18 protein-coding genes are annotated in these 18,973 nt (G+C 63.8%); 11 read left to right on the top strand and 7 right to left on the bottom strand.

The features are described 5' to 3' along the window. The first annotated feature begins 59 nt into the window (after positions 1–59). From hutH to IEC33019_RS21985, 11 genes are all read left to right on the top strand, one after another. Positions 60–1,592 (top strand): histidine ammonia-lyase, encoded by a 1,533-nt coding sequence (gene hutH / locus IEC33019_RS22035; RefSeq protein WP_070090599.1) that lies wholly within the window; start codon positions 60–62, stop codon positions 1,590–1,592. Positions 1,593–1,719: 127 nt separating this feature from the next. Then, positions 1,720–3,117, top strand: coding sequence for an amino acid permease (locus IEC33019_RS22030; protein WP_070090598.1), 1,398 nt, complete (start codon positions 1,720–1,722; stop codon positions 3,115–3,117). 15 nt (positions 3,118–3,132) lie between these two features. Then, complete coding sequence (gene hutI / locus IEC33019_RS22025) at positions 3,133–4,338, top strand: imidazolonepropionase (protein ID WP_070090597.1); 1,206 nt, start codon at positions 3,133–3,135, stop codon at positions 4,336–4,338. Positions 4,339–4,348: 10 nt separating this feature from the next. Beyond that, complete coding sequence (gene hutG / locus IEC33019_RS22020) at positions 4,349–5,152, top strand: N-formylglutamate deformylase (RefSeq protein ID WP_070090596.1); 804 nt, start codon at positions 4,349–4,351, stop codon at positions 5,150–5,152. 180 nt (positions 5,153–5,332) lie between these two features. Then, the gene (pip, locus tag IEC33019_RS22015) at positions 5,333–6,304 is read left to right on the top strand and encodes a prolyl aminopeptidase (RefSeq protein ID WP_070090595.1); all 972 of its coding nucleotides are present in this window, start codon (positions 5,333–5,335) and stop codon (positions 6,302–6,304) included. Continuing rightward, positions 6,301–6,738 (top strand): D-aminoacyl-tRNA deacylase, encoded by a 438-nt coding sequence (gene dtd, locus IEC33019_RS22010; RefSeq protein WP_070090594.1) that lies wholly within the window; start codon positions 6,301–6,303, stop codon positions 6,736–6,738. Before pip ends, dtd begins: the two co-directional genes overlap by 4 nt. A gap of 263 nt (positions 6,739–7,001) precedes the next feature. Continuing rightward, the gene (locus IEC33019_RS22005; RefSeq protein WP_070090623.1) at positions 7,002–8,723 is read left to right on the top strand and encodes a glucan biosynthesis protein G; all 1,722 of its coding nucleotides are present in this window, start codon (positions 7,002–7,004) and stop codon (positions 8,721–8,723) included. Then, positions 8,716–11,289, top strand: coding sequence for a glucans biosynthesis glucosyltransferase MdoH (gene mdoH / locus IEC33019_RS22000; RefSeq protein ID WP_070090593.1), 2,574 nt, complete (start codon positions 8,716–8,718; stop codon positions 11,287–11,289). The genes IEC33019_RS22005 and mdoH overlap by 8 nt, the downstream gene beginning before the upstream one ends. A 258-nt stretch (positions 11,290–11,547) precedes the next feature. Continuing rightward, the gene (locus IEC33019_RS21995) at positions 11,548–12,345 is read left to right on the top strand and encodes a transporter substrate-binding domain-containing protein (protein WP_070090622.1); all 798 of its coding nucleotides are present in this window, start codon (positions 11,548–11,550) and stop codon (positions 12,343–12,345) included. Between the two features lie 79 nt (positions 12,346–12,424). Then, positions 12,425–13,387 (top strand): amino acid ABC transporter permease, encoded by a 963-nt coding sequence (locus IEC33019_RS21990; protein WP_070090592.1) that lies wholly within the window; start codon positions 12,425–12,427, stop codon positions 13,385–13,387. Next, entirely contained in the window at positions 13,380–14,114 is a 735-nt protein-coding gene (locus IEC33019_RS21985) for an amino acid ABC transporter ATP-binding protein (protein ID WP_070090621.1), read from the top strand. Before IEC33019_RS21990 ends, IEC33019_RS21985 begins: the two co-directional genes overlap by 8 nt. A 96-nt stretch (positions 14,115–14,210) precedes the next feature. Here IEC33019_RS21985 and IEC33019_RS21980 read toward each other — a convergent pair whose 3' ends face one another. The 7 genes from IEC33019_RS21980 to hisI form a co-directional block, all read right to left on the bottom strand. Further along, on the bottom strand, positions 14,211–15,815 hold the full coding sequence (locus IEC33019_RS21980; protein WP_070090591.1) for a HAMP domain-containing methyl-accepting chemotaxis protein: 1,605 nt from the start codon (positions 15,813–15,815) through the stop codon (positions 14,211–14,213). 96 nt (positions 15,816–15,911) lie between these two features. Next, positions 15,912–16,619, bottom strand: coding sequence for a 16S rRNA (uracil(1498)-N(3))-methyltransferase (locus tag IEC33019_RS21975; protein ID WP_070090590.1), 708 nt, complete (start codon positions 16,617–16,619; stop codon positions 15,912–15,914). Then, positions 16,616–17,407, bottom strand: a complete 792-nt coding sequence (gene tatC, locus IEC33019_RS21970) for a twin-arginine translocase subunit TatC (RefSeq protein WP_070090589.1) — start codon at positions 17,405–17,407, stop codon at positions 16,616–16,618. Before tatC ends, IEC33019_RS21975 begins: the two co-directional genes overlap by 4 nt. Further along, positions 17,404–17,775, bottom strand: coding sequence for a Sec-independent protein translocase protein TatB (gene tatB / locus IEC33019_RS21965; protein WP_070090588.1), 372 nt, complete (start codon positions 17,773–17,775; stop codon positions 17,404–17,406). The genes tatC and tatB overlap by 4 nt, the downstream gene beginning before the upstream one ends. Positions 17,776–17,778: 3 nt before the next feature. Next, positions 17,779–18,051 (bottom strand): twin-arginine translocase TatA/TatE family subunit, encoded by a 273-nt coding sequence (locus IEC33019_RS21960; RefSeq protein WP_070090587.1) that lies wholly within the window; start codon positions 18,049–18,051, stop codon positions 17,779–17,781. A gap of 164 nt (positions 18,052–18,215) precedes the next feature. After that, positions 18,216–18,551 (bottom strand): phosphoribosyl-ATP diphosphatase, encoded by a 336-nt coding sequence (locus IEC33019_RS21950; protein ID WP_070090586.1) that lies wholly within the window; start codon positions 18,549–18,551, stop codon positions 18,216–18,218. Position 18,552: 1 nt separating this feature from the next. Next, on the bottom strand, positions 18,553–18,945 hold the full coding sequence (hisI, locus tag IEC33019_RS21945; protein ID WP_027592414.1) for a phosphoribosyl-AMP cyclohydrolase: 393 nt from the start codon (positions 18,943–18,945) through the stop codon (positions 18,553–18,555). Positions 18,946–18,973: the final 28 nt, after the last annotated feature.

Genomic DNA, 18,973 nt, shown 5'->3' with positions numbered 1-18,973 from the left:
ACGTTGATACTGAATAACAAGAAGGGGCCTGCGGGCCCCATGCGAATTGGAGTAGCGAAGTGACCGAACTGACTCTCAAGCCCGGCACCCTGACCCTGGCCCAACTACGTGCCATCCATGCAGCGCCAGTGCGCCTGCAACTGGATGCCAGCGCCGGCCAGGCCATCGACGCCAGCGTTGCCTGCGTCGAGCAGATCATTGCCGAAGACCGCACCGCCTACGGCATCAACACCGGTTTCGGCCTGCTGGCTTCGACCCGCATCGCCAGCCATGACCTGGAAAACCTGCAGCGTTCCCTGGTGCTGTCCCACGCCGCCGGCATCGGCGCGCCGCTGGACGACGACCTGGTGCGTCTGATCATGGTCCTGAAGATCAACAGCCTCAGCCGTGGTTTCTCCGGCATCCGTCGCAAGGTCATCAACGCGCTGATCGCCCTGGTCAACGCCGAAGTCTATCCACACATCCCGCTCAAGGGCTCGGTCGGTGCCTCCGGCGACCTGGCACCGCTGGCGCACATGTCGCTGGTACTGCTGGGCGAAGGCAAGGCCCGTTACAAAGGCCAATGGCTGCCTGCCACCGAGGCCCTGGCGGTCGCGGGCCTGGAGCCGCTGACCCTGGCTGCGAAAGAGGGCCTGGCCCTGCTCAACGGCACCCAGGCGTCCACCGCCTATGCCCTGCGTGGCCTGTTCCACGCCGAAGACCTGTACGCCGCAGCCATCGCCTGTGGCGGCCTGACCGTCGAGGCGGCTCTGGGCTCGCGCTCGCCGTTCGATGCACGCATCCACGAAGTCCGTGGCCAGCGCGGCCAGATCGACACCGCAGCCTGCTTCCGCGATCTGCTGGGCGACTCCAGCGAAGTGTCCCGCTCCCACGAAAACTGCGGCAAGGTGCAGGATCCGTATTCCCTGCGTTGCCAGCCGCAAGTCATGGGCGCCTGCCTGACCCAGTTGCGCCAGGCCGCCGAAGTCCTGGCGATCGAGTCCAACGCTGTGTCGGACAACCCGCTGGTCTTCGCCGCTCAAGGCGATGTCATCTCCGGCGGCAACTTCCACGCCGAACCGGTGGCCATGGCCGCTGACAACATCGCCCTGGCCATCGCCGAGATCGGCTCGCTGAGCGAGCGCCGCATCTCGCTGATGATGGACAAGCACATGTCCCAGCTGCCTCCGTTCCTGGTGGAAAACGGTGGCGTCAACTCCGGCTTCATGATCGCTCAGGTCACCGCTGCCGCCCTGGCCAGCGAGAACAAGGCCTTGTCGCATCCGCACAGCGTCGACAGCCTGCCGACCTCCGCCAACCAGGAAGACCACGTCTCCATGGCGCCGGCTGCCGGCAAGCGTCTGTGGGAAATGGCCGAAAACACCCGTGGCGTTCTTGCCATCGAGTGGCTGGGCGCCTGCCAGGGCCTGGACCTGCGCGAAGGCCTGAAGACCTCCGCCAAACTGGAGCAGGCCCGTCAGGCCCTGCGCCGCGAAGTCCCGCACTACGACCGTGACCGCTTCTTCGCACCCGATATCGAAGCGGCCGCCGAGCTGCTGGCCAAAGGTTGCCTGACCGGCCTGCTGCCAGCTGGCGTACTGCCGAGTCTGTAAAGCCATTGGGGCCGCTTTGCGGCCCATCGCAGGCTTCAGCGGCGCCCTCAAGGCGCTGGCGAAGCCTGCGATGGGAGGCAAAGCGGCCCTTTAGCAGTTACGGCCAGAACAATAATAAGGGTACGAAATGCAAGAAGGTCTCAAGCGCGGGCTGTCGGCCCGGCACATTCGTTTCATGGCGCTCGGTTCCGCGATCGGTACCGGGCTGTTCTACGGCTCGGCCTCGGCCATCCAGATGGCCGGCCCGGCAGTATTGCTGGCTTATCTGATCGGTGGTGCGGCGGTTTTCATGGTCATGCGCGCCCTTGGCGAGATGGCCGTGCACAACCCGGTAGCCGGCTCCTTCGGGCACTATGCCAGTGCCTACCTCGGCCCCATGGCGGGCTTCATCCTCGGCTGGACCTACGCCTTCGAGATGGTCATCGTTGCCATCGCCGATGTCACCGCGTTCGGGATCTACATGGGCTTCTGGTTCCCGGAAGTGGCTCGGTGGATCTGGGTGCTGGGCATCGTCTTCATCATCGGCGGCCTGAACCTGTGCAACGTCAAGGTCTTCGGTGAAATGGAGTTCTGGCTGTCCCTGCTCAAGGTCGGCGCCATCGTGGCGATGATCCTGGCAGGCTTCGGCATCATGATTTTCGGCATGGGCCAGGCCACCCCCGGCACCACCGTCGGTGTGAGCAATCTGATCAGCCATGGCGGCTTCATGCCCAACGGCATCAGCGGCCTGATCGCCTGCTTCGCGGTCGTGATGTTCGCCTTCGGCGGCATCGAGATCATCGGCGTCACTGCCGGTGAAGCGAAAGACCCACAGCGCGTCATCCCCAAAGCGATCAACGCGGTCCCGCTGCGTATCCTGCTGTTCTACGTGTTGACCCTGTTCGTGCTGATGAGCCTGTACCCCTGGCCGCAGATCGGCAGCCAAGGCAGCCCGTTCGTGCAGATCTTCAACAACCTGGGTATCGGCTCGGCGGCTGCGGTGCTGAACATCGTGGTGATTTCGGCAGCCGTCTCGGCCATCAACAGCGACATCTTCGGCGCTGGCCGCATGATGTACGGCCTGGCCCAGCAAGGCCACGCGCCTCGCAGCTTCGGCAAGCTGTCCAAGCACGGCGTGCCATGGATGACCGTGCTGGTGATGGGCGCTGCGCTGCTGATCGGTGTGGTGCTGAACTACGTGATCCCCGAGAACGTGTTCCTGCTGATCGCCTCGATCGCCACCTTCGCCACTGTGTGGGTATGGCTGATGATCCTGATGAGCCAGGTGGCCATGCGCCGCAGCATGACTCGCGAGCAGATCGCCGAGCTGAAGTTCCCGGTGCCGTTCTGGCCTTATGGGCCGGCAATGGCCATTGCCTTCATGTTGTTCATCTTTGGTGTGCTCGGCTACTTCCCGGACACTCAGGCCGCGTTGATCGTCGGCGTGATCTGGGTGGTGTTCCTGGTGGCCTCCTACCTGCTGTGGTGCAAGCCACGGGCAGGGCAGGGCCAACGGGTCCGCGAGCCGGTCGAGCTGCACCGCTAGTCACGGAGAACGCTTATGAGAACCCTCTGGCAGCACTGCCACGTGGCGACCATGGCCCAAGGCCTGTACTCGATCATCGAGGACGCTGCGATCGTCACCAACGCCGGGTTGATCGAATGGATCGGCCCGCGTGGCGAGGTACCCTCGGTCGATGCCGAGCGCACGGTGGACCTGGGTGGCGCCTGGGTCACCCCTGGCCTGATCGACTGCCACACCCACGCGGTGTTCGGCGGCAATCGCAGCGGTGAGTTCGAGCAGCGCCTGCAGGGCGTCAGCTATGCCGAGATCGCCGCCAACGGCGGCGGTATCGCCAGCACCGTGCGGGCGACCCGCGCGGCCAGCGAAGACGAACTGCTGGCCAGTGCCCGTCAGCGGGTCAAGGCGTTGATGCGCGATGGCGTGACCACCCTGGAGATCAAGTCCGGCTACGGCCTGGACCTGGGCAACGAGCGCAAGATGCTCAAGGTCGCCCGGCGCCTGGGCGAGGAGCTGCCACTGACCGTGCGCAGCACCTGCCTTGCCGCCCACGCCTTGCCGCCGGAATACGCCGGCCGGGCGGATGACTACATCGCGCACATCTGTGACGACATGCTCCCGGCCCTGGCCGAGGAAGGCCTGGTGGACGCCGTGGACGCCTTCTGCGAACACCTGGCGTTCTCGCCGGCTCAGGTCGAGAAGGTCTTCGTCAAGGCACGCGAGCTGGGCCTGCCGGTCAAGCTGCATGCCGAGCAATTGTCGTCGTTGCACGGCTCGAGCCTGGCGGCGCGCTACCAGGCGCTGTCGGCCGACCATTTGGAATTCATGACCGAGGAAGATGCCATCGCCATGGCCGAGGCCGGCACCGTCGCCGTACTGCTGCCGGGCGCGTTCTACTTCCTGCGGGAAACCCAGCTGCCGCCGATGGACGCACTGCGTCGTCATGGCGTGAAGATCGCCCTGGCCAGCGACCTCAACCCAGGCACCTCGCCAGGGCTGTCGCTGCGGCTGATGCTGAACATGGGCTGCACGTGCTTCCGCATGACGCCTGAAGAGGCCCTGGCGGGCGTGACCGTGCATGCGGCCACGGCCCTGGGCCTGGGCGAGAGCCACGGTTCGCTGGAGGTGGGCAAGGTCGCGGACTTCATTGCCTGGCAGATCGAGCGTCCTGCGGATCTGAGCTACTGGCTCGGCGGCGACCTGCCCAAGCGCGTGGTGCGCCTGGGCCATGAGATATCCAACTGAGCGAGGGCACATGGACAAGGTATTGAGTTTTCACCAAGGCCAACTGCCGCTGTTGATCAGCATGCCCCATGCAGGCCTGGGCCTGACCGACGCCGTGCGCGACGGCCTGGTCGAACAGGCGCGCAGCCTGCCGGACACCGACTGGCACATCCCACGGTTGTACGATTTCGCACAGGAGCTGGGTGCCAGCGTGGTGGCCGCGCAGTATTCGCGGTTCGTCATCGACCTGAATCGCCCGGATGACGACAAGCCGCTGTACGCTGGCGCCACCACGGGCCTTTACCCGGCGACGCTGTTCGAGGGCGAGCCGTTGTTCAAGGCAGGCCAGGAACCCTCTGCCGATGAGCGCAAGGGCTATTTGGAGCAGATCTGGCGGCCTTACCACGACACGATTCGTCAGGAGCTCGCGCGCCTGCGTGAGATTCACGGCTATGCCTTGTTGTGGGATGCCCACTCGATCCGCTCGGTCATCCCGCACCTGTTCGAGGGCAAGCTGCCGGATTTCAACCTCGGCACCTTCAATGGCGCCAGTTGCGACCCGGTCCTGGCCGAGCGCCTGAGAGATGTCTGCGCCCAGGCCCAGGGCTACACCTCGGTGCTCAACGGGCGCTTCAAGGGTGGGCACATCACCCGTCACTACGGCGACCCGGCGAATCACATCCATGCGGTGCAACTGGAGCTGGCGCAGAGCACCTACATGGAAGAGGTCGAGCCGTTCGAGTACCGCGCAGACCTGGCGCAGCCTACCCAGGTGGTGCTCAAGCAATTGCTCGAAACCGTCCTGGCCTGGGGCAGGGAGCACTACGGGCGGTAAGTCCACTGTCCTGTTCGCGGGTAAACCCACTTCCACAGGTTCATCGCCAGACCTGTGGGGGCGGGTTTACCGGCGAGCTGCGCCTGCACAAATCGACCTGTTTCACCGCGACACATGCTCAAAGCGCAATTCAGGTTTATGATGCCAAGCGGCAGATTAAATCCTCACACGGAGTGCGCAATGCAGACCCTGTACCCGCAGATCAAACCCTACGCCCGGCACGATCTGGCCGTGGAAGCACCGCATGTGCTGTATGTAGACGAAAGCGGATCGCCAGAAGGTCTGCCAGTGGTGTTCATCCACGGTGGCCCGGGTGCGGGTTGCGATGCCCAGAGCCGCTGCTACTTCGACCCCGCCTTGTACCGCATCATCACCTTCGACCAGCGCGGCTGCGGCCGTTCGACCCCGCATGCGAGCCTGGAAAACAACACCACCTGGCACTTGGTCGAGGACCTGGAGCGCATTCGTAAGCACCTGGGCATCGACAAGTGGGTGCTGTTCGGCGGCTCCTGGGGTTCCACCCTGGCGCTCGCCTACGCCCAGACCCACCCCGAGCGCGTCCACGGCCTGATCCTTCGGGGCATCTTCCTGTGCCGTCCGCAGGAGATCCAGTGGTTCTACCAGGAGGGTGCCAGCCGTCTGTTCCCCGATTACTGGCAGGACTACATCGCGCCGATCCCGTCGGAAGAGCGCGGCGACCTGGTCAAGGCTTTCCACAAGCGCCTGACCGGCAACGACCAGATCGCCCAGATGCACGCCGCCAAAGCCTGGTCGACCTGGGAAGGTCGTACCGCGACCCTGCGCCCCAACCCCCTGGTGGTCGATCGCTTCTCCGAGCCGCAGCGCGCGCTGTCTATCGCGCGCATCGAATGCCATTACTTCATGAACAATGCCTTCCTCGAGTCGGACCAGCTGATCCGTGACCTGCCGAAGATCGCCCACCTCCCGGCGGTGATCGTGCATGGCCGCTACGACGTGATCTGCCCGCTGGAAAACGCCTGGGCCCTGCACCAGGCCTGGCCCAACAGCGAACTGAAGGTGATCCGCGACGCGGGCCACGCAGCCTCCGAACCGGGCATCACCGACGCCCTGGTGCGCGCCGCCGACCAGATGGCCCGGCGCCTGCTTGACCTGCCCCTGGAAGAAGCATGAAAGGGCTGTTGCAGCGCGTGCGTGGCGCGCGCGTCGAGGTAGACGGCGAGATCGTCGGCTCGATCGACCAGGGCCTGCTGGTGCTGGTGGCTGTCGAGCCGGGAGATACCCGCGAGCATGCCGACAAGCTCCTGCACAAATTGCTCAACTACCGGGTATTCAGCGACCCCCAGGGCAAGATGAACCTGTCGCTCAAGGACATCGGCGGCGGCCTGCTGCTGGTGTCCCAGTTCACGCTGGCCGCCGACACCCGCAACGGCATGCGTCCGAGCTTCTCCACCGCCGCACCGCCAGCACTCGGTGCCGAGATATTCGACTATCTTCTTGAGCAGGCTCGCGCTGCCTATGGCGATGTCGCCAGCGGCCGGTTCGGGGCGGACATGCAGGTGCATCTGGTCAATGATGGCCCTGTAACATTTATGTTACAAATATGAGGTTAAAAAACCCCTTGTTTGAAGGAAAACAAGTGGGTTTGGACGATAAATAGTTGTTTCAGCCTGATGCGTTGTAACGCGCCCTGCTGGATAATCGCGCGCTGCGTGAGCCTACGTTCGTAGGCTCGTTTCACTCTGACTCGAGCACTGTCTGGAACCGTTTGGGGAATCATTACGCCCTTACGGGGTCCGAACAGTGCTCGCCAACCCGGCATTGGTCGCTGGCCGTTGGTTTCATGATCTGTTTTCGGCGAGGGTTGCTCGTGATTGTTAGTCCCTGTATTGCACAAAGAATCCCCGGAAATCGGCTTCGCAAGGCCCTGGCGGCAGGCGTCGCGCTGGTTGGCCTGATGAGCGCTGGCCAGCTTTGGGCATTCAATCTTGACGATGTTGCAGCCAAGGCAAAGGATCTCGCCGGTCAGAAGTACGAAGCACCGAAGAGCAACCTGCCCGCGGTCTTCCGTGACATGAAGTTCGGGGACTACCAGAAAATCCGCTTCCTCCAGGACAAGGCTGAGTGGGCCAAGGACCAGACACCGTTCAAGCTGTCCTTCTACCACCAGGGCATGCACTTCGACACCCCGGTGAAGATCAATCAGGTCACCGCCACCAAGGTCGAGGAAATCAAGTACGACCCGAGCCGCTTCGAATTCGGTGACGTCCCTCACGACCCCAAGACCGTCGAAAACCTCGGCTATGCCGGTTTCCGCGTGCTTTACCCCATCAACAAGGCTGACAAGCAGGACGAGATCATGACCCTGCTTGGCGCCAGCTATTTCCGTGTCGTCGGCAAGGGCCACGTTTATGGCCTGTCGGCCCGTGGCCTGGCCATCGACACCGCACTGCCGTCGGGCGAGGAATTCCCGCGCTTCACCGAGTTTTGGGTCGAAAAGCCAAAGCCGACCGACAAGCACCTGGTGATCTACGCCCTGCTGGATTCGCCACGCTCCACCGGCGCCTACAAGCTGACCCTGCGTCCGGGCAGCGATACCCTGCTGGACGTCAAGTCCAGGGTCTTCCTGCGTGACCATGTCAGCCGCCTGGGCGTTGCCCCGCTGACCAGCATGTTCCTGTTCGGTGCCAACCAGCCGTCCAAGGTTCTCAACTACCGCCCGGCCCTGCACGACTCCGAAGGTCTGTCGATCCACGCGGGCAACGGCGAATGGCTGTGGCGCCCGCTGAACAACCCCAAGCACCTGGCCGTGAGCAGCTTCAGCGTGGAGAACCCACGCGGTTTCGGCCTGCTGCAGCGCCAGCGTGAGTTCAGCGTCTACGAAGACCTCGACGACAACTACCAGAAGCGTCCAAGCGCCTGGGTAGAACCGCGTGGCGACTGGGGCAAGGGCACCGTCGACCTGGTCGAAATCCCGACCGCCGACGAGACCAACGACAACATCGTCGCCTTCTGGAGCCCGGAGAAGCTGCCTGAACCAGGCAAGCCGATGGACTTCGAGTACCGCCTGCGCTGGACCATCAACGAGTCCCAACTGCACTCGCCTGAGCTGGGCTGGGTCAAGAAGACCATGCGCTCCACCGGTGATGTGAAGCAGTCCAACCTGATCCGCGAAGCCGATGGCAGCGTGGCCTTCCTGGTCGACTTCGAAGGCCCGGCCCTGGCAGCCCTGCCGGAAGACACCGCCCTGCGCAGCCAGGTCAGCGTTGGCGACAACGCCGAGGTGGTCGAGAACAATCTGCGCTATAACCCTGAAACCAAGGGCTGGCGCCTGACCTTGCGACTGAAGGTCAAGGATCCGAGCAAGTCCACCGAGATGCGCGCCGCACTGGTGCGTGACGTTCCGGTGGAACCGGCCAAACCGGCCAAGGAAGGCAAGCAGGACAAGGCCGCAGCCAAGCACGCCAAGGCCGAGAAAGCCGCCAAGGCTGAACAACCTGCCGCCGATGCGGCACCCACCAACGGGGCACCGGCCACCACCGAAAAAGTGATGACCGAGACCTGGAGCTATCAGTTGCCTGCCGATGAGTAACTCAAGCGCACGGCCAGAATCGCTTGGCGAGTACCTGGCCCACCTCCCACTGAGCGATGAGCAGCGCGCGGAACTCGCCAGCTGCCAGTCGTTCAGCGAGCTGCACCAACGCCTGGCGGCCCAACCGGCCGCCAACTCCGCCGAGGCCGTGCAGGCCTCGGTTGGCCCGCGCCTGACCGTGGGCAGCGCCGCCGAACTCGAAGACGCCGAAATGCTTGGCGTCGACGGCAGCGGTCGGCTGTGCCTGAAGATCGCGCCGCCGATCAAGCGCACCCGTGTGGTCCCCGAGCCATGGCGTACCAACATCCTGGTGCGCATGTGGCGTCGGCTCACCGGGCGCACCAATGCCCCGCAACCGCCCAAGCGCGAGCTGCCACCGGCCCGCTGGCGCCGGGTCGGTTCCCTGCGCCGCTATATTCTCCTGGCCTTGATGATCGGGCAGACCCTCGTGGCCGGCTGGTACATGAAGGGCATCCTGCCGTACCAGGGCTGGTCGTTCGTCTCGCTCGACGAAATCATGGCCCAGTCGTTCTGGGAGTCGGTCGTTCAGGTCTGGCCGTATGCCCTGCAGACGACCATCCTCATCCTCTTCGGCATCCTGTTCTGCTGGGTGTCGGCGGGCTTCTGGACCGCGCTGATGGGCTTCCTCGAGCTGCTCACCGGCCGTGACAAGTACCGCATCTCCGGCAGCAGCGCCGGCAACGAGCCGATCGCGCCACAGACGCGTACTGCGTTGGTCATGCCGATCTGCAACGAAGACGTGCCACGGGTCTTCGCCGGTCTGCGGGCCACCTTCGAGTCGGTGGCCGCCACCGGTGACCTGGATCGCTTCGATTTCTTCGTGCTCAGCGACACCAACGACACCGACATCGCTGTGGCCGAGCAACAGGCCTGGCTGGATGTATGCCGCGAGGCCAAAGGCTTTGGCCATATCTTCTATCGCCGTCGCCGTCGCCGCGTGAAGCGCAAGAGCGGCAACCTGGATGACTTCTGCCGTCGCTGGGGTGGCGAGTACAAGTACATGGTCGTGCTCGACGCCGACAGCGTCATGAGCGGCGAATGCCTGACCAGCCTGGTACGTCTGATGGAGGCCAACCCGGACGCTGGCATCATCCAGACCGCGCCGAAGGCCTCGGGCATGGACACCCTCTACGCCCGCCTGCAGCAGTTCGCCACCCGCGTCTATGGCCCGCTGTTCACCGCCGGCCTGCACTTCTGGCAGTTGGGTGAATCGCACTACTGGGGGCACAACGCGATCATCCGCATGAAGCCCTTCATCGAGCATTGCGCCCTGGCGCCTTTGCCGGGCAAGGGGGCGTTCGCCGGTGCGATCCTCTCCCACGACTTCGTCGAAGCCGCGCTGATGCGCCGTGCCGGCTGGGGCGTGTGGATCGCTTACGACCTGCCGGGCAGCTACGAAGAGCTGCCGCCGAACCTGCTCGATGAGCTCAAGCGCGACCGTCGCTGGTGCCACGGCAACCTCATGAACTTCCGCCTGTTCCTGGTCAAGGGTATGCACCCGGTGCACCGCGCGGTGTTCCTGACCGGCGTCATGTCGTACCTGTCGGCGCCGCTGTGGTTCTTCTTCCTGGTGCTTTCGACCGCGTTGCTGGCGACCAACACGCTGATGGAGCCGCAGTACTTCATCGAGCCGTTCCAGCTCTACCCACTGTGGCCGCAATGGCATCCAGAGAAGGCCATCGCGCTGTTCTCCACCACCGTCGTGCTGTTGTTCCTGCCCAAGCTGCTCAGCGTCATCCTGATCTGGGCCAAGGGCGCCACGGCATTCGGTGGTCGCATCAAGGTCACCTTGTCGATGCTGATCGAGATGCTGTTCTCCATGCTGCTGGCGCCGGTGCGGATGATCTTCCACACCCGCTTCGTGCTGGCCGCGTTTCTCGGCTGGGCGGCGACCTGGAACTCGCCGCAGCGTGACGACGACTCCACGCCGTGGAGCGAGGCCGCTCGCCGCCATGGCCCGCAGACGTTGCTGGGCATTGCCTGGGCCGCCTTGGTGGCTTGGCTGAACCCAAGCTTCCTGTGGTGGTTGGCGCCGATCGTGGGCTCGCTCGTGCTGTCGATCCCGGTGTCGGTGATTTCCAGCCGTACGCGCCTGGGCCTGGCGGCCAAGGACGAGAAGCTGTTCCTCATCCCTGAGGAGTACGCGACTCCGCAGGAGCTGCTGGCGACCGACCAGTACACCCACGAGAACCGCTGGCATGCCCTGCACGACGGTTTCGTCCGTGCGGTGGTCGACCCACGGCAGAACGCCCTGGCCTGCGCCATGGCCACTGCTCGCCATGGCCAGGCCGCGCCGATCGAGGCATTGCGCATCGAGCGTGTGAGCAAGGCCCTGGAAGTCGGGCCCCAGGGCCTGGACGGCAACACCCGCCTGGCACTGCTGAGCGACCCGGTGGCGCTGTCGCGCCTGCACGAGCAGGTGTGGGCATCGAACAACGAGGCCTGGATCGGGGTATGGCGCAGTTCCATTACCAACGATCCACACTCGCCGCTGCTGCCGCTGCACCCGGACAATCAGGCCCAGCCCTCGCTCGTCGGCGCCTGATGCCTCCCAAGGGCCGCTTTGCGGCCCATCTCGGCACAAGGCCGTACCTACAGTCATTCGCAACCCCCCTGTAGGTGCGGCCTTGTGCCGCGACCGAGGGCTAAGCCCTCGTCCCCCTCATTTTGGCCAACAAAGTCCCCCACGACTCTAGGTCCCTGGCCGCGCATGCGTTAGCATCCATTCCGACATTGCGTTTCGGTCTTCGGGCCCAATCCAACAATAAAATTCGCACTTTCTTTGCTAGGGGACCTGGTAATGATGAAGAAATACCTGTCGCGACTGCTGGTCGGTGTCACCGCACTGGTCGCCGTTACCGCCGCCCAGGCGGGCGCCATTGAAGACGCCGTCAAACGCGGCACCTTGCGGGTCGGCATGGACCCTACCTACATGCCCTTCGAAATGACCAACAAGCGTGGCGAGATCATCGGCTTCGAGGTGGACATCCTCAAGGCCATGGCCAAGTCCATGGGCGTCAAGCTGGAAACCGTCTCCACCGCCTATGACGGCATCATCCCGGCCCTGCTGACCGACAAGTTCGACATGATCGGCAGCGGCATGACCCTGACCCAGGAACGCAACCTGCGCCTGAACTTCAGCGAACCCTTCATCGTCGTCGGCCAGACCCTGCTGATCCGCAAGGAACTGGCGGGTGAGATCAAGTCCTACAAAGACCTGAACAACGAGAAATACCGCATCACCTCCAAGCTCGGCACTACCGGCGAGATGGTCTCCAAGAAGCTCATCAGCAAGGCCAAGTACCACGGCTATGACAACGAGCAGGAAGGCGTGATGGACGTGGTCAACGGCAAGGCCGACGCCTTCGTCTACGACGCACCCTACAACGTGGTAGCGGTCGACAAGGCCGGCGCTGGCAAGCTGCTGTTCCTCGAAGAACCCTTCACCTACGAGCCGCTGGCCTTCGGCCTGAAGAAAGGCGACTACGACAGCATCAACTTCATCAACAACTTCCTGCACCAGATCAAGAACGACGGGACCTACGATCGTATTCACGACAAGTGGTTCAAGAACAAAGATTGGCTGAAGGAAATGGAATAAGGCCCAGGCCACAAGCCCGGCTTTATCACACCGACGCGCAGGCAAACCCTGCGCGTTCGCTTTTACGGAAGTACCCCAAGTGATCAAACACAAGAAAGCCCAGTGGCCCTGGCACGGTTTGACCGCGCTGGTCCTGGTGGGGCTGGCGTTCAGCCTCTATCTGGCCACTTCGATGATTTCCTATGAGTGGCGCTGGAACCGCGTCCCTCAGTATTTCGCCTACCAGGCCGAGGAGGCGCAGCGCGCCGCCGAGAACGGCACGGTCGAAGAGATTACCCTTTCGGGCGACACCGCCCGCGTCACGCTCAAGGATGAAAGTGGCGGCCAGCAGGTCGTCAGCGTCGCCAAGGACAGCCTGATGCTGAGCCGTGGCGATGACGTCGCCGAAGGCGACCAGATAGGCGTGACGCGCCAGTGGGCCATCGGCCCCCTGACCTGGGGCCTGTGGACCACCCTGTGGATCTCGGTGGTGTCCGGTGCCCTGGGCCTGGTGATCGGCCTGTTTGCTGGCCTGTGCCGGTTGTCGAACAACCCAACCTTGCGCGACCTCTCCACCGTCTATGTCGAACTGGTGCGCGGCACGCCGTTGCTGGTGCAGATCTTCATCTTCTACTTCTTCATCGGCACCGTGCTCAACCTGTCCCGGGAGTTCGCCGGGGTGGCGGCGCTGGCGTTGTTCACCGGCGCCTATGTGGCCGAGATCGTGCGCGCCGGCGTGCAGTCCATCGCCAAAGGGCAGAACGAGGCGGCCCGCTCGCTGGGCCTCAATGCCAGCCAGTCGATGCGCCACGTGATCCTGCCCCAGGCGTTCAAGCGCGTGCTGCCACCGCTGGCCGGGCAGTTCATCAGCCTGGTCAAGGACACCTCGTTGGTTTCGGTGATCGCCATCACCGAACTGACCAAGAGCGGCCGTGAGGCCATCACCACTTCGTTCTCGACCTTCGAGATCTGGTTCTGCGTGGCAGGCCTGTACCTGCTGATCAACCTGCCGCTGTCGCACATTGCCAGCCGGCTCGAGCGGAGGCTTGCGCAAAGTGATTGAAGTCCGTGATCTGGTAAAAGTCTTCGACACCCGTGGCCAGGTGGTGCGGGCGGTGGACAACGTCACCACGCGCGTGGCCAAGGGCGAGGTGGTGGTGGTGCTCGGCCCGTCGGGCTCTGGCAAGTCCACCTTCCTGCGTTGCCTGAACGGCCTGGAGCATTTCGACGATGGCCATGTCTCCATCGATGGCCTTCAGTTGGACGACCCGAAGACCGACATCAACGCCTACCGCCGTGAAGTCGGCATGGTGTTCCAGCATTTCAACCTGTTCCCGCACATGACGGTGCTGGAGAACCTGTGCCTGGCCCAGAAGGTGGTGCGCAAGCGTGGCAAGGCCGAGCGCGAAGCCAAGGCGCGTGCGCTGCTGGAGAAGGTCGGCATCGCCCAGAAGGCCAACGAGTACCCCTCGCGCCTCTCTGGCGGCCAGCAGCAGCGGGTGGCGATCGCCCGTGCCTTGGCGATGGAGCCGAAGGTCATGCTGTTCGATGAACCCACTTCGGCGCTGGACCCGGAAATGGTCGGCGAGGTGCTGGATGTGATGAAGACCTTGGCCCAGGAAGGCATGACCATGGTCTGCGTGACCCACGAGATGGGCTTTGCCCGTGAAGTGGCCGATCGCGTGCTGTTCTTCGATCACGGCAAGTTGCTCGAAGATTCCCCGCCCCAGCAGTTCTTCGCGGCGCCCAAGGACCTGCGCGCCCAGGCGTTCCTGCGTCAGGTGCTTTAAGGCGCTGCAAGCGGCAAGCGGCAAGAAAAAGCCGAACCGAGATATTGAAACGTATCTCCGTTCGGCTTTTTCTTGAGCTCGCAGCGTGCAGCTGCTTTACAGCCGGAAGCGTGCGACCAGCCCCTGAAGGTGCGTCCCCAACCGCGCCAATTCGACGCTGGAGCTTGCCGTCTCTTCGCTGGCCGCCGATGTCTGGTCGGAGATATCGCGCACGTTCATCACGCTGCGGTTGATCTCTTCAGCCGTGGCGCTCTGTTGTTCCGCTGCCGTGGCGATCTGCTGGTTCATCGCCTGGATCGACGAGACGGTGCGGGTGATGGTTTCCAGAGAGCCTCCGGCGCGACGGGTCAGTTCGACGCTGCTGTCGGTCAGGGCGCGGCTGCCATCCATCACCCCGGCGACCCGCTGGGTGCCGCTTTGCAGGCTGGCGATCAGCTCCTCGATCTCCTCGGTCGATTGCTGGGTGCGCTGGGCGAGGCTACGCACCTCGTCGGCGACCACGGCGAAACCACGACCGGCTTCGCCTGCGCGGGCGGCCTCGATGGCGGCGTTGAGGGCCAGCAGGTTGGTCTGCTGGGCCACCGACTTGATCACGTCCAGCACGCTGCCGATCTTGTCGCTCTCGGCCTTGAGCTGGTTCATGGCCTCGCTGGAGTTGACCACTTCGCTGGCCAGGCGCTCGATCTGGGCAATCGCCTCACCGACTACGCGATCGCCTTCACGGGCCTGCTGGTCGGCCATCAGCGCCGCTTCAGACGCCTGCTCGGCGCTGCGGGCGACCTCGTGCACCGTAGCGGTCATCTGGTTCATGGCCGTGGCGACCTGATCGGTCTCGACTTTCTGGTTGTTGACCCCGGCGCTGGTCTGTTCGGTGACCGCCGACAGCTCCTCTGCCGCGCTGGCGATCTGGGTAACGCCGTCGCCGATGCCGCTGATCAGCGTGCGCAGCCCCTGGTTCATGCGCTGCATGCTGGCTTGCAACTGCCCCAGCTCGTCATGGCGCTCGATCGGTTGATCGTCTTGGCTGAGGTCGCCACTGGCCACACGCTCGGCGGCGGCGAGGGTCTGGCGCAGCGGTACGATGATCTGGCGAGTGATGGTCCAGGCTGCCAGCAGGCCAAGCAGCAGCGCCAAGGCGGTGGCGCCGGCCAGCATGCGCTTGGCTTGGCGGGTGCCATCATCGCGGACCTTGGTTTGCGACTCGGTCATGGCTTCGCTGGATTCCAGCAGCACAGTGCCTTGCGCGGCCATGTGCTGTAGGGCCTGCTCGCTGGCGGTTTGTGCGCTGTCAGGTTGCGTCGAGCGGCGCTGGTCGGCTTGCTTGAGCTGCTCGAAGCCTTGGCGGTATTGGCGCACAGCCTCCAATTGCTGTTGCAGACGCTGGTGGTCGACAGGCTGTTCGATCTGCCCAAGCATCGATTGCACTTGCTTCTCGAGCTTGTTCAGGGTTGTGTCCAGTTCGGTGAGCGAGGCCTGATCGTGACGGGTCGTATAGTTCAGGCGGGCTATACGCAGATCCTGGGTGCTCTGGTAGATCAGTGAAATGTTGCCCAGCTTGTCGCCGCGGTGGGTGACATTGTCGATGCCGGTCCAGCCTGTGGCGGTAATCGCCAGGGTCAGCAGCAACACCAGGCCGAAGCCAAAGCCCAACTTGCGATTGACGCTCATGTTCCCCAGAGACTGGGCAAACCATCGATACATGCTTCACTCCCCCGGTAGCTTGGTAGCATTTTGTCATGCTTCCAAGGCCATCGGCTTGCCCGGGGGAAACTTGATGGGCGGTGCTTGACCCGCTCGTCAGAAAATTCGCGACAGCAATGCCGTCACGGCGGTCTCCACGCGCAGGATACGATCGCCCAGTTGCACCGGCGCCAGGCCTGCTTTGCCCAGCAGGTCGACTTCGTAGGGGATCCACCCGCCTTCCGGGCCGATGGCCAGGGTCACTGGCGACTCCACGGCGCGTGGGCAGGCCGGGTAGGGGCCTGGATGAGCGACCAGGCCAAGGGTGCCGGCGGCGATGGCGGGCAGACGGTCTTCGACGAAGGGCTTGAACCGCTTCTCGATGATGACCTCGGGCAGCACGGTGTCGCGTGCCTGCTCAAGGCCCAGGATCAGGTTCTCGCGGATCGTCTCGGGGTTCAGGAAGGGGGTCTGCCAGAAGCTCTTCTCGACCTTGTAGCTGTTGACCAGGATCAGCCGGGGCACCCCCAGGGTGGCGACGGTCTGGAACAGGCGACGAAGCATTTTCGGGCGTGGCACGGCCAGCACCAGGGTCAGCGGCAGCTTGGACGGTGGCGGCTGGTCGAAGGCCACTTGCAGCTCGGCCTCGTGGCCTGCCAGGCGCAGCACCGTGGCCTTGCCCATCCGGCCATTGACCTGACCGACGCGCAGGGTATCGCCCACTTCGACGCCATGGATTTCCTGCATATGGGTGAAGCGCCGGTCGGCCAGCACTACGCGGTCGGCCGCGATGAAATCTGCCTCTTCCAGTAACAGCAGGTTCACGGTTGGGTCGCTGGCGGTTGGTCGTTATGGTCATCCGAGGCCGCTTCTTCGGCCTGGCTGCGCTTGCGGATCAGGCTGCCGCACAGCACACCGACCTCGAAGAGCATCCACATGGGCACGGCGAGCAGGGTCTGGGAGAAGATGTCCGGCGGGGTCAGGATCATGCCGACCACGAAGCAGCCGATGATGACGTAGGGGCGGACCTTCTTCAGGTACTGCACATCGACCACGCCGATCCACACCAAGAGCACCACCGCCACCGGGATCTCGAAGGCGACGCCGAAGGCGAAGAACAGGGTCATGACGAAGTCCAGGTAACTGGAGATATCCGTCATCATCGACACGCCCTCGGGCGTTGCGCTGGCGAAGAAACCGAAAATCAGCGGAAACACCAGGAAATAGGCGAACGCCATGCCGGCATAGAACAGGATGATGCTCGAAACCAGCAATGGAATGGCGATGCGCTTTTCGTGGCGGTACAGCCCCGGTGCAATGAAGCCCCAGATTTGCTGGAGGATGAACGGGATGGCCAGGAACAGCGAGACGATCATCGTCAGCTTGAACGGCGTCAGGAACGGCGACGCCACATCGGTGGCGATCATCGTCGCATTGGCCGGCAAGTGCGAGCGCAGGGGGGCCGAGACCAGGGTGTAGATCTGCTGGGCAAAGGAGAACAGCCCGGCGAAGATCAGGAAGATGGCGGCTACGCAGCGCAGCAGGCGGGTGCGCAGTTCGGTCAGGTGCGAGACCAGCGGCATCGGCTGGTCGTGTTCCGGTCTATCGCTCATGGGGCTCGTGGCGGCTGCGGCGGCTCAGTGGGGGCGGCTGGGGAAACCGGGGCGCTGCTGCCAGGGGCTGCAGGGGGCGCCGCCGGTGTTTCGCTGCTGCCGATGGACGGCGTGGCAGGCCTGGTCGGATCGAGGATGCGCTTGGCCTGTTCCTCCATCTGCAGGATCTGCTCGTTGTGCAACTGGCGGCGGATTTCATCGGCACCGATCTCGCGCTCGACTTCGGTCTTGATGGCGTTGAAGCTGCGCTTGAGCCGACCGATCCACAGGCCTGCGGTACGCGCGGCGCCGGGCAGGCGCTCGGGACCGAGCACCAGCAGGGCGACCAGGCCGACGAGCAGCAGCTCGCTGAAGCTGATGCCGAACATGGGTCAGTCTTTCCGCTGCGGCTCTTGGACCGGCTGGGCCTGGCCTTCGATGGTCTGGCCCTGGGGCTGTTGGGCGGTGTTCTGCACGGGAGCGGCGGGCTGGACCGGTGGTGGGGTTTGCTCGGCCGGTTTGTTTTCCTCCTCGTTCATGGCCTTGCGAAAGCCCTTGATCGATTCGCCCAGGTCGCTGCCCAGGTTCTTCAGCTTCTTGGTGCCGAAGACCAGGACCACGACAACCAGCAGGACGATCCAGTGTTTCCAGTCAAAAATGCCCATTTCGTACTCCTGAAATTTACAGGTACAGCGAATTTTTCTGGCAGCGCGGTCCCTGTGGGAGCGGGTTCACCCGCGAGCACCGGCAAAGCCGGAGCCATACACCGCGTTGCATTCTTCGCGGGTAAACCCGCTCCCACAGGGACGCGCTGCGCCCAGGGAATACATCAGGCAGAAGGCTGGCGTGCGGCCTTCTCGTCATGCCCGGAAAGACCGAAGCGGCGCTCCAGTTCATCGAGCACGGCCTGGGGGTGCTGGCCCAGCGCGCTGAGCATCACCAGGCTATGAAACCACAGGTCGGCGGTTTCGTAGATGACATCGCTGCAATCCTTGCTGATGGCGGCGTCCTTGGCGGCGATGATGGTTTCGACGGACTCTTCGCCAAGCTTCTCGAGAATCTTGTTCAGCCCCTTGTGATACAGGCTGGCCACGTAGGAGCTGTCAGGCGCCGCTTGCTTGCGTTGTTCGAGTACTTCGGCGAGGCGGTTGAGGGTGTCGCTCATGTCAGTGTCCTGCGCTGTAGATGGCATCCGGGTCCTTGAGGACCGGGTCGACGGTTTTCCACTGGCCGTCTTCGAAGACGCGATAGAAGCAGCTCTCGCGGCCGGTGTGGCAGGCGATATGACCCAGTTGCTCGACCATCAGGATGATCACGTCGGCATCGCAGTCCAGGCGCATCTCATGCAGCTTCTGCACATGGCCGGACTCCTCGCCCTTGCGCCACAGCTTGCCACGTGAGCGCGACCAGTAGATGGCGCGTTGCTCGGCGGCGGTCAGGGCCAGGGATTCGCGGTTCATCCAGGCCATCATCAATACGCGTCCGGTCTTGTGGTCTTGGGCGATCGCCGGCACCAGGCCATCGCTGTTCCACTTGATCTCGTCCAGCCAGTCTTTCATCGTCGACTCCAAATCTGGACCCGCGCCT

The organism is Pseudomonas putida (genome assembly GCF_002741075.1).
GTDB lineage: Bacteria > Pseudomonadota > Gammaproteobacteria > Pseudomonadales > Pseudomonadaceae > Aquipseudomonas > Aquipseudomonas putida_T.
The sequence above is the reverse complement of the archived record's forward strand: the minus strand, read 5'-3'. Positions and strand labels throughout refer to the sequence as shown.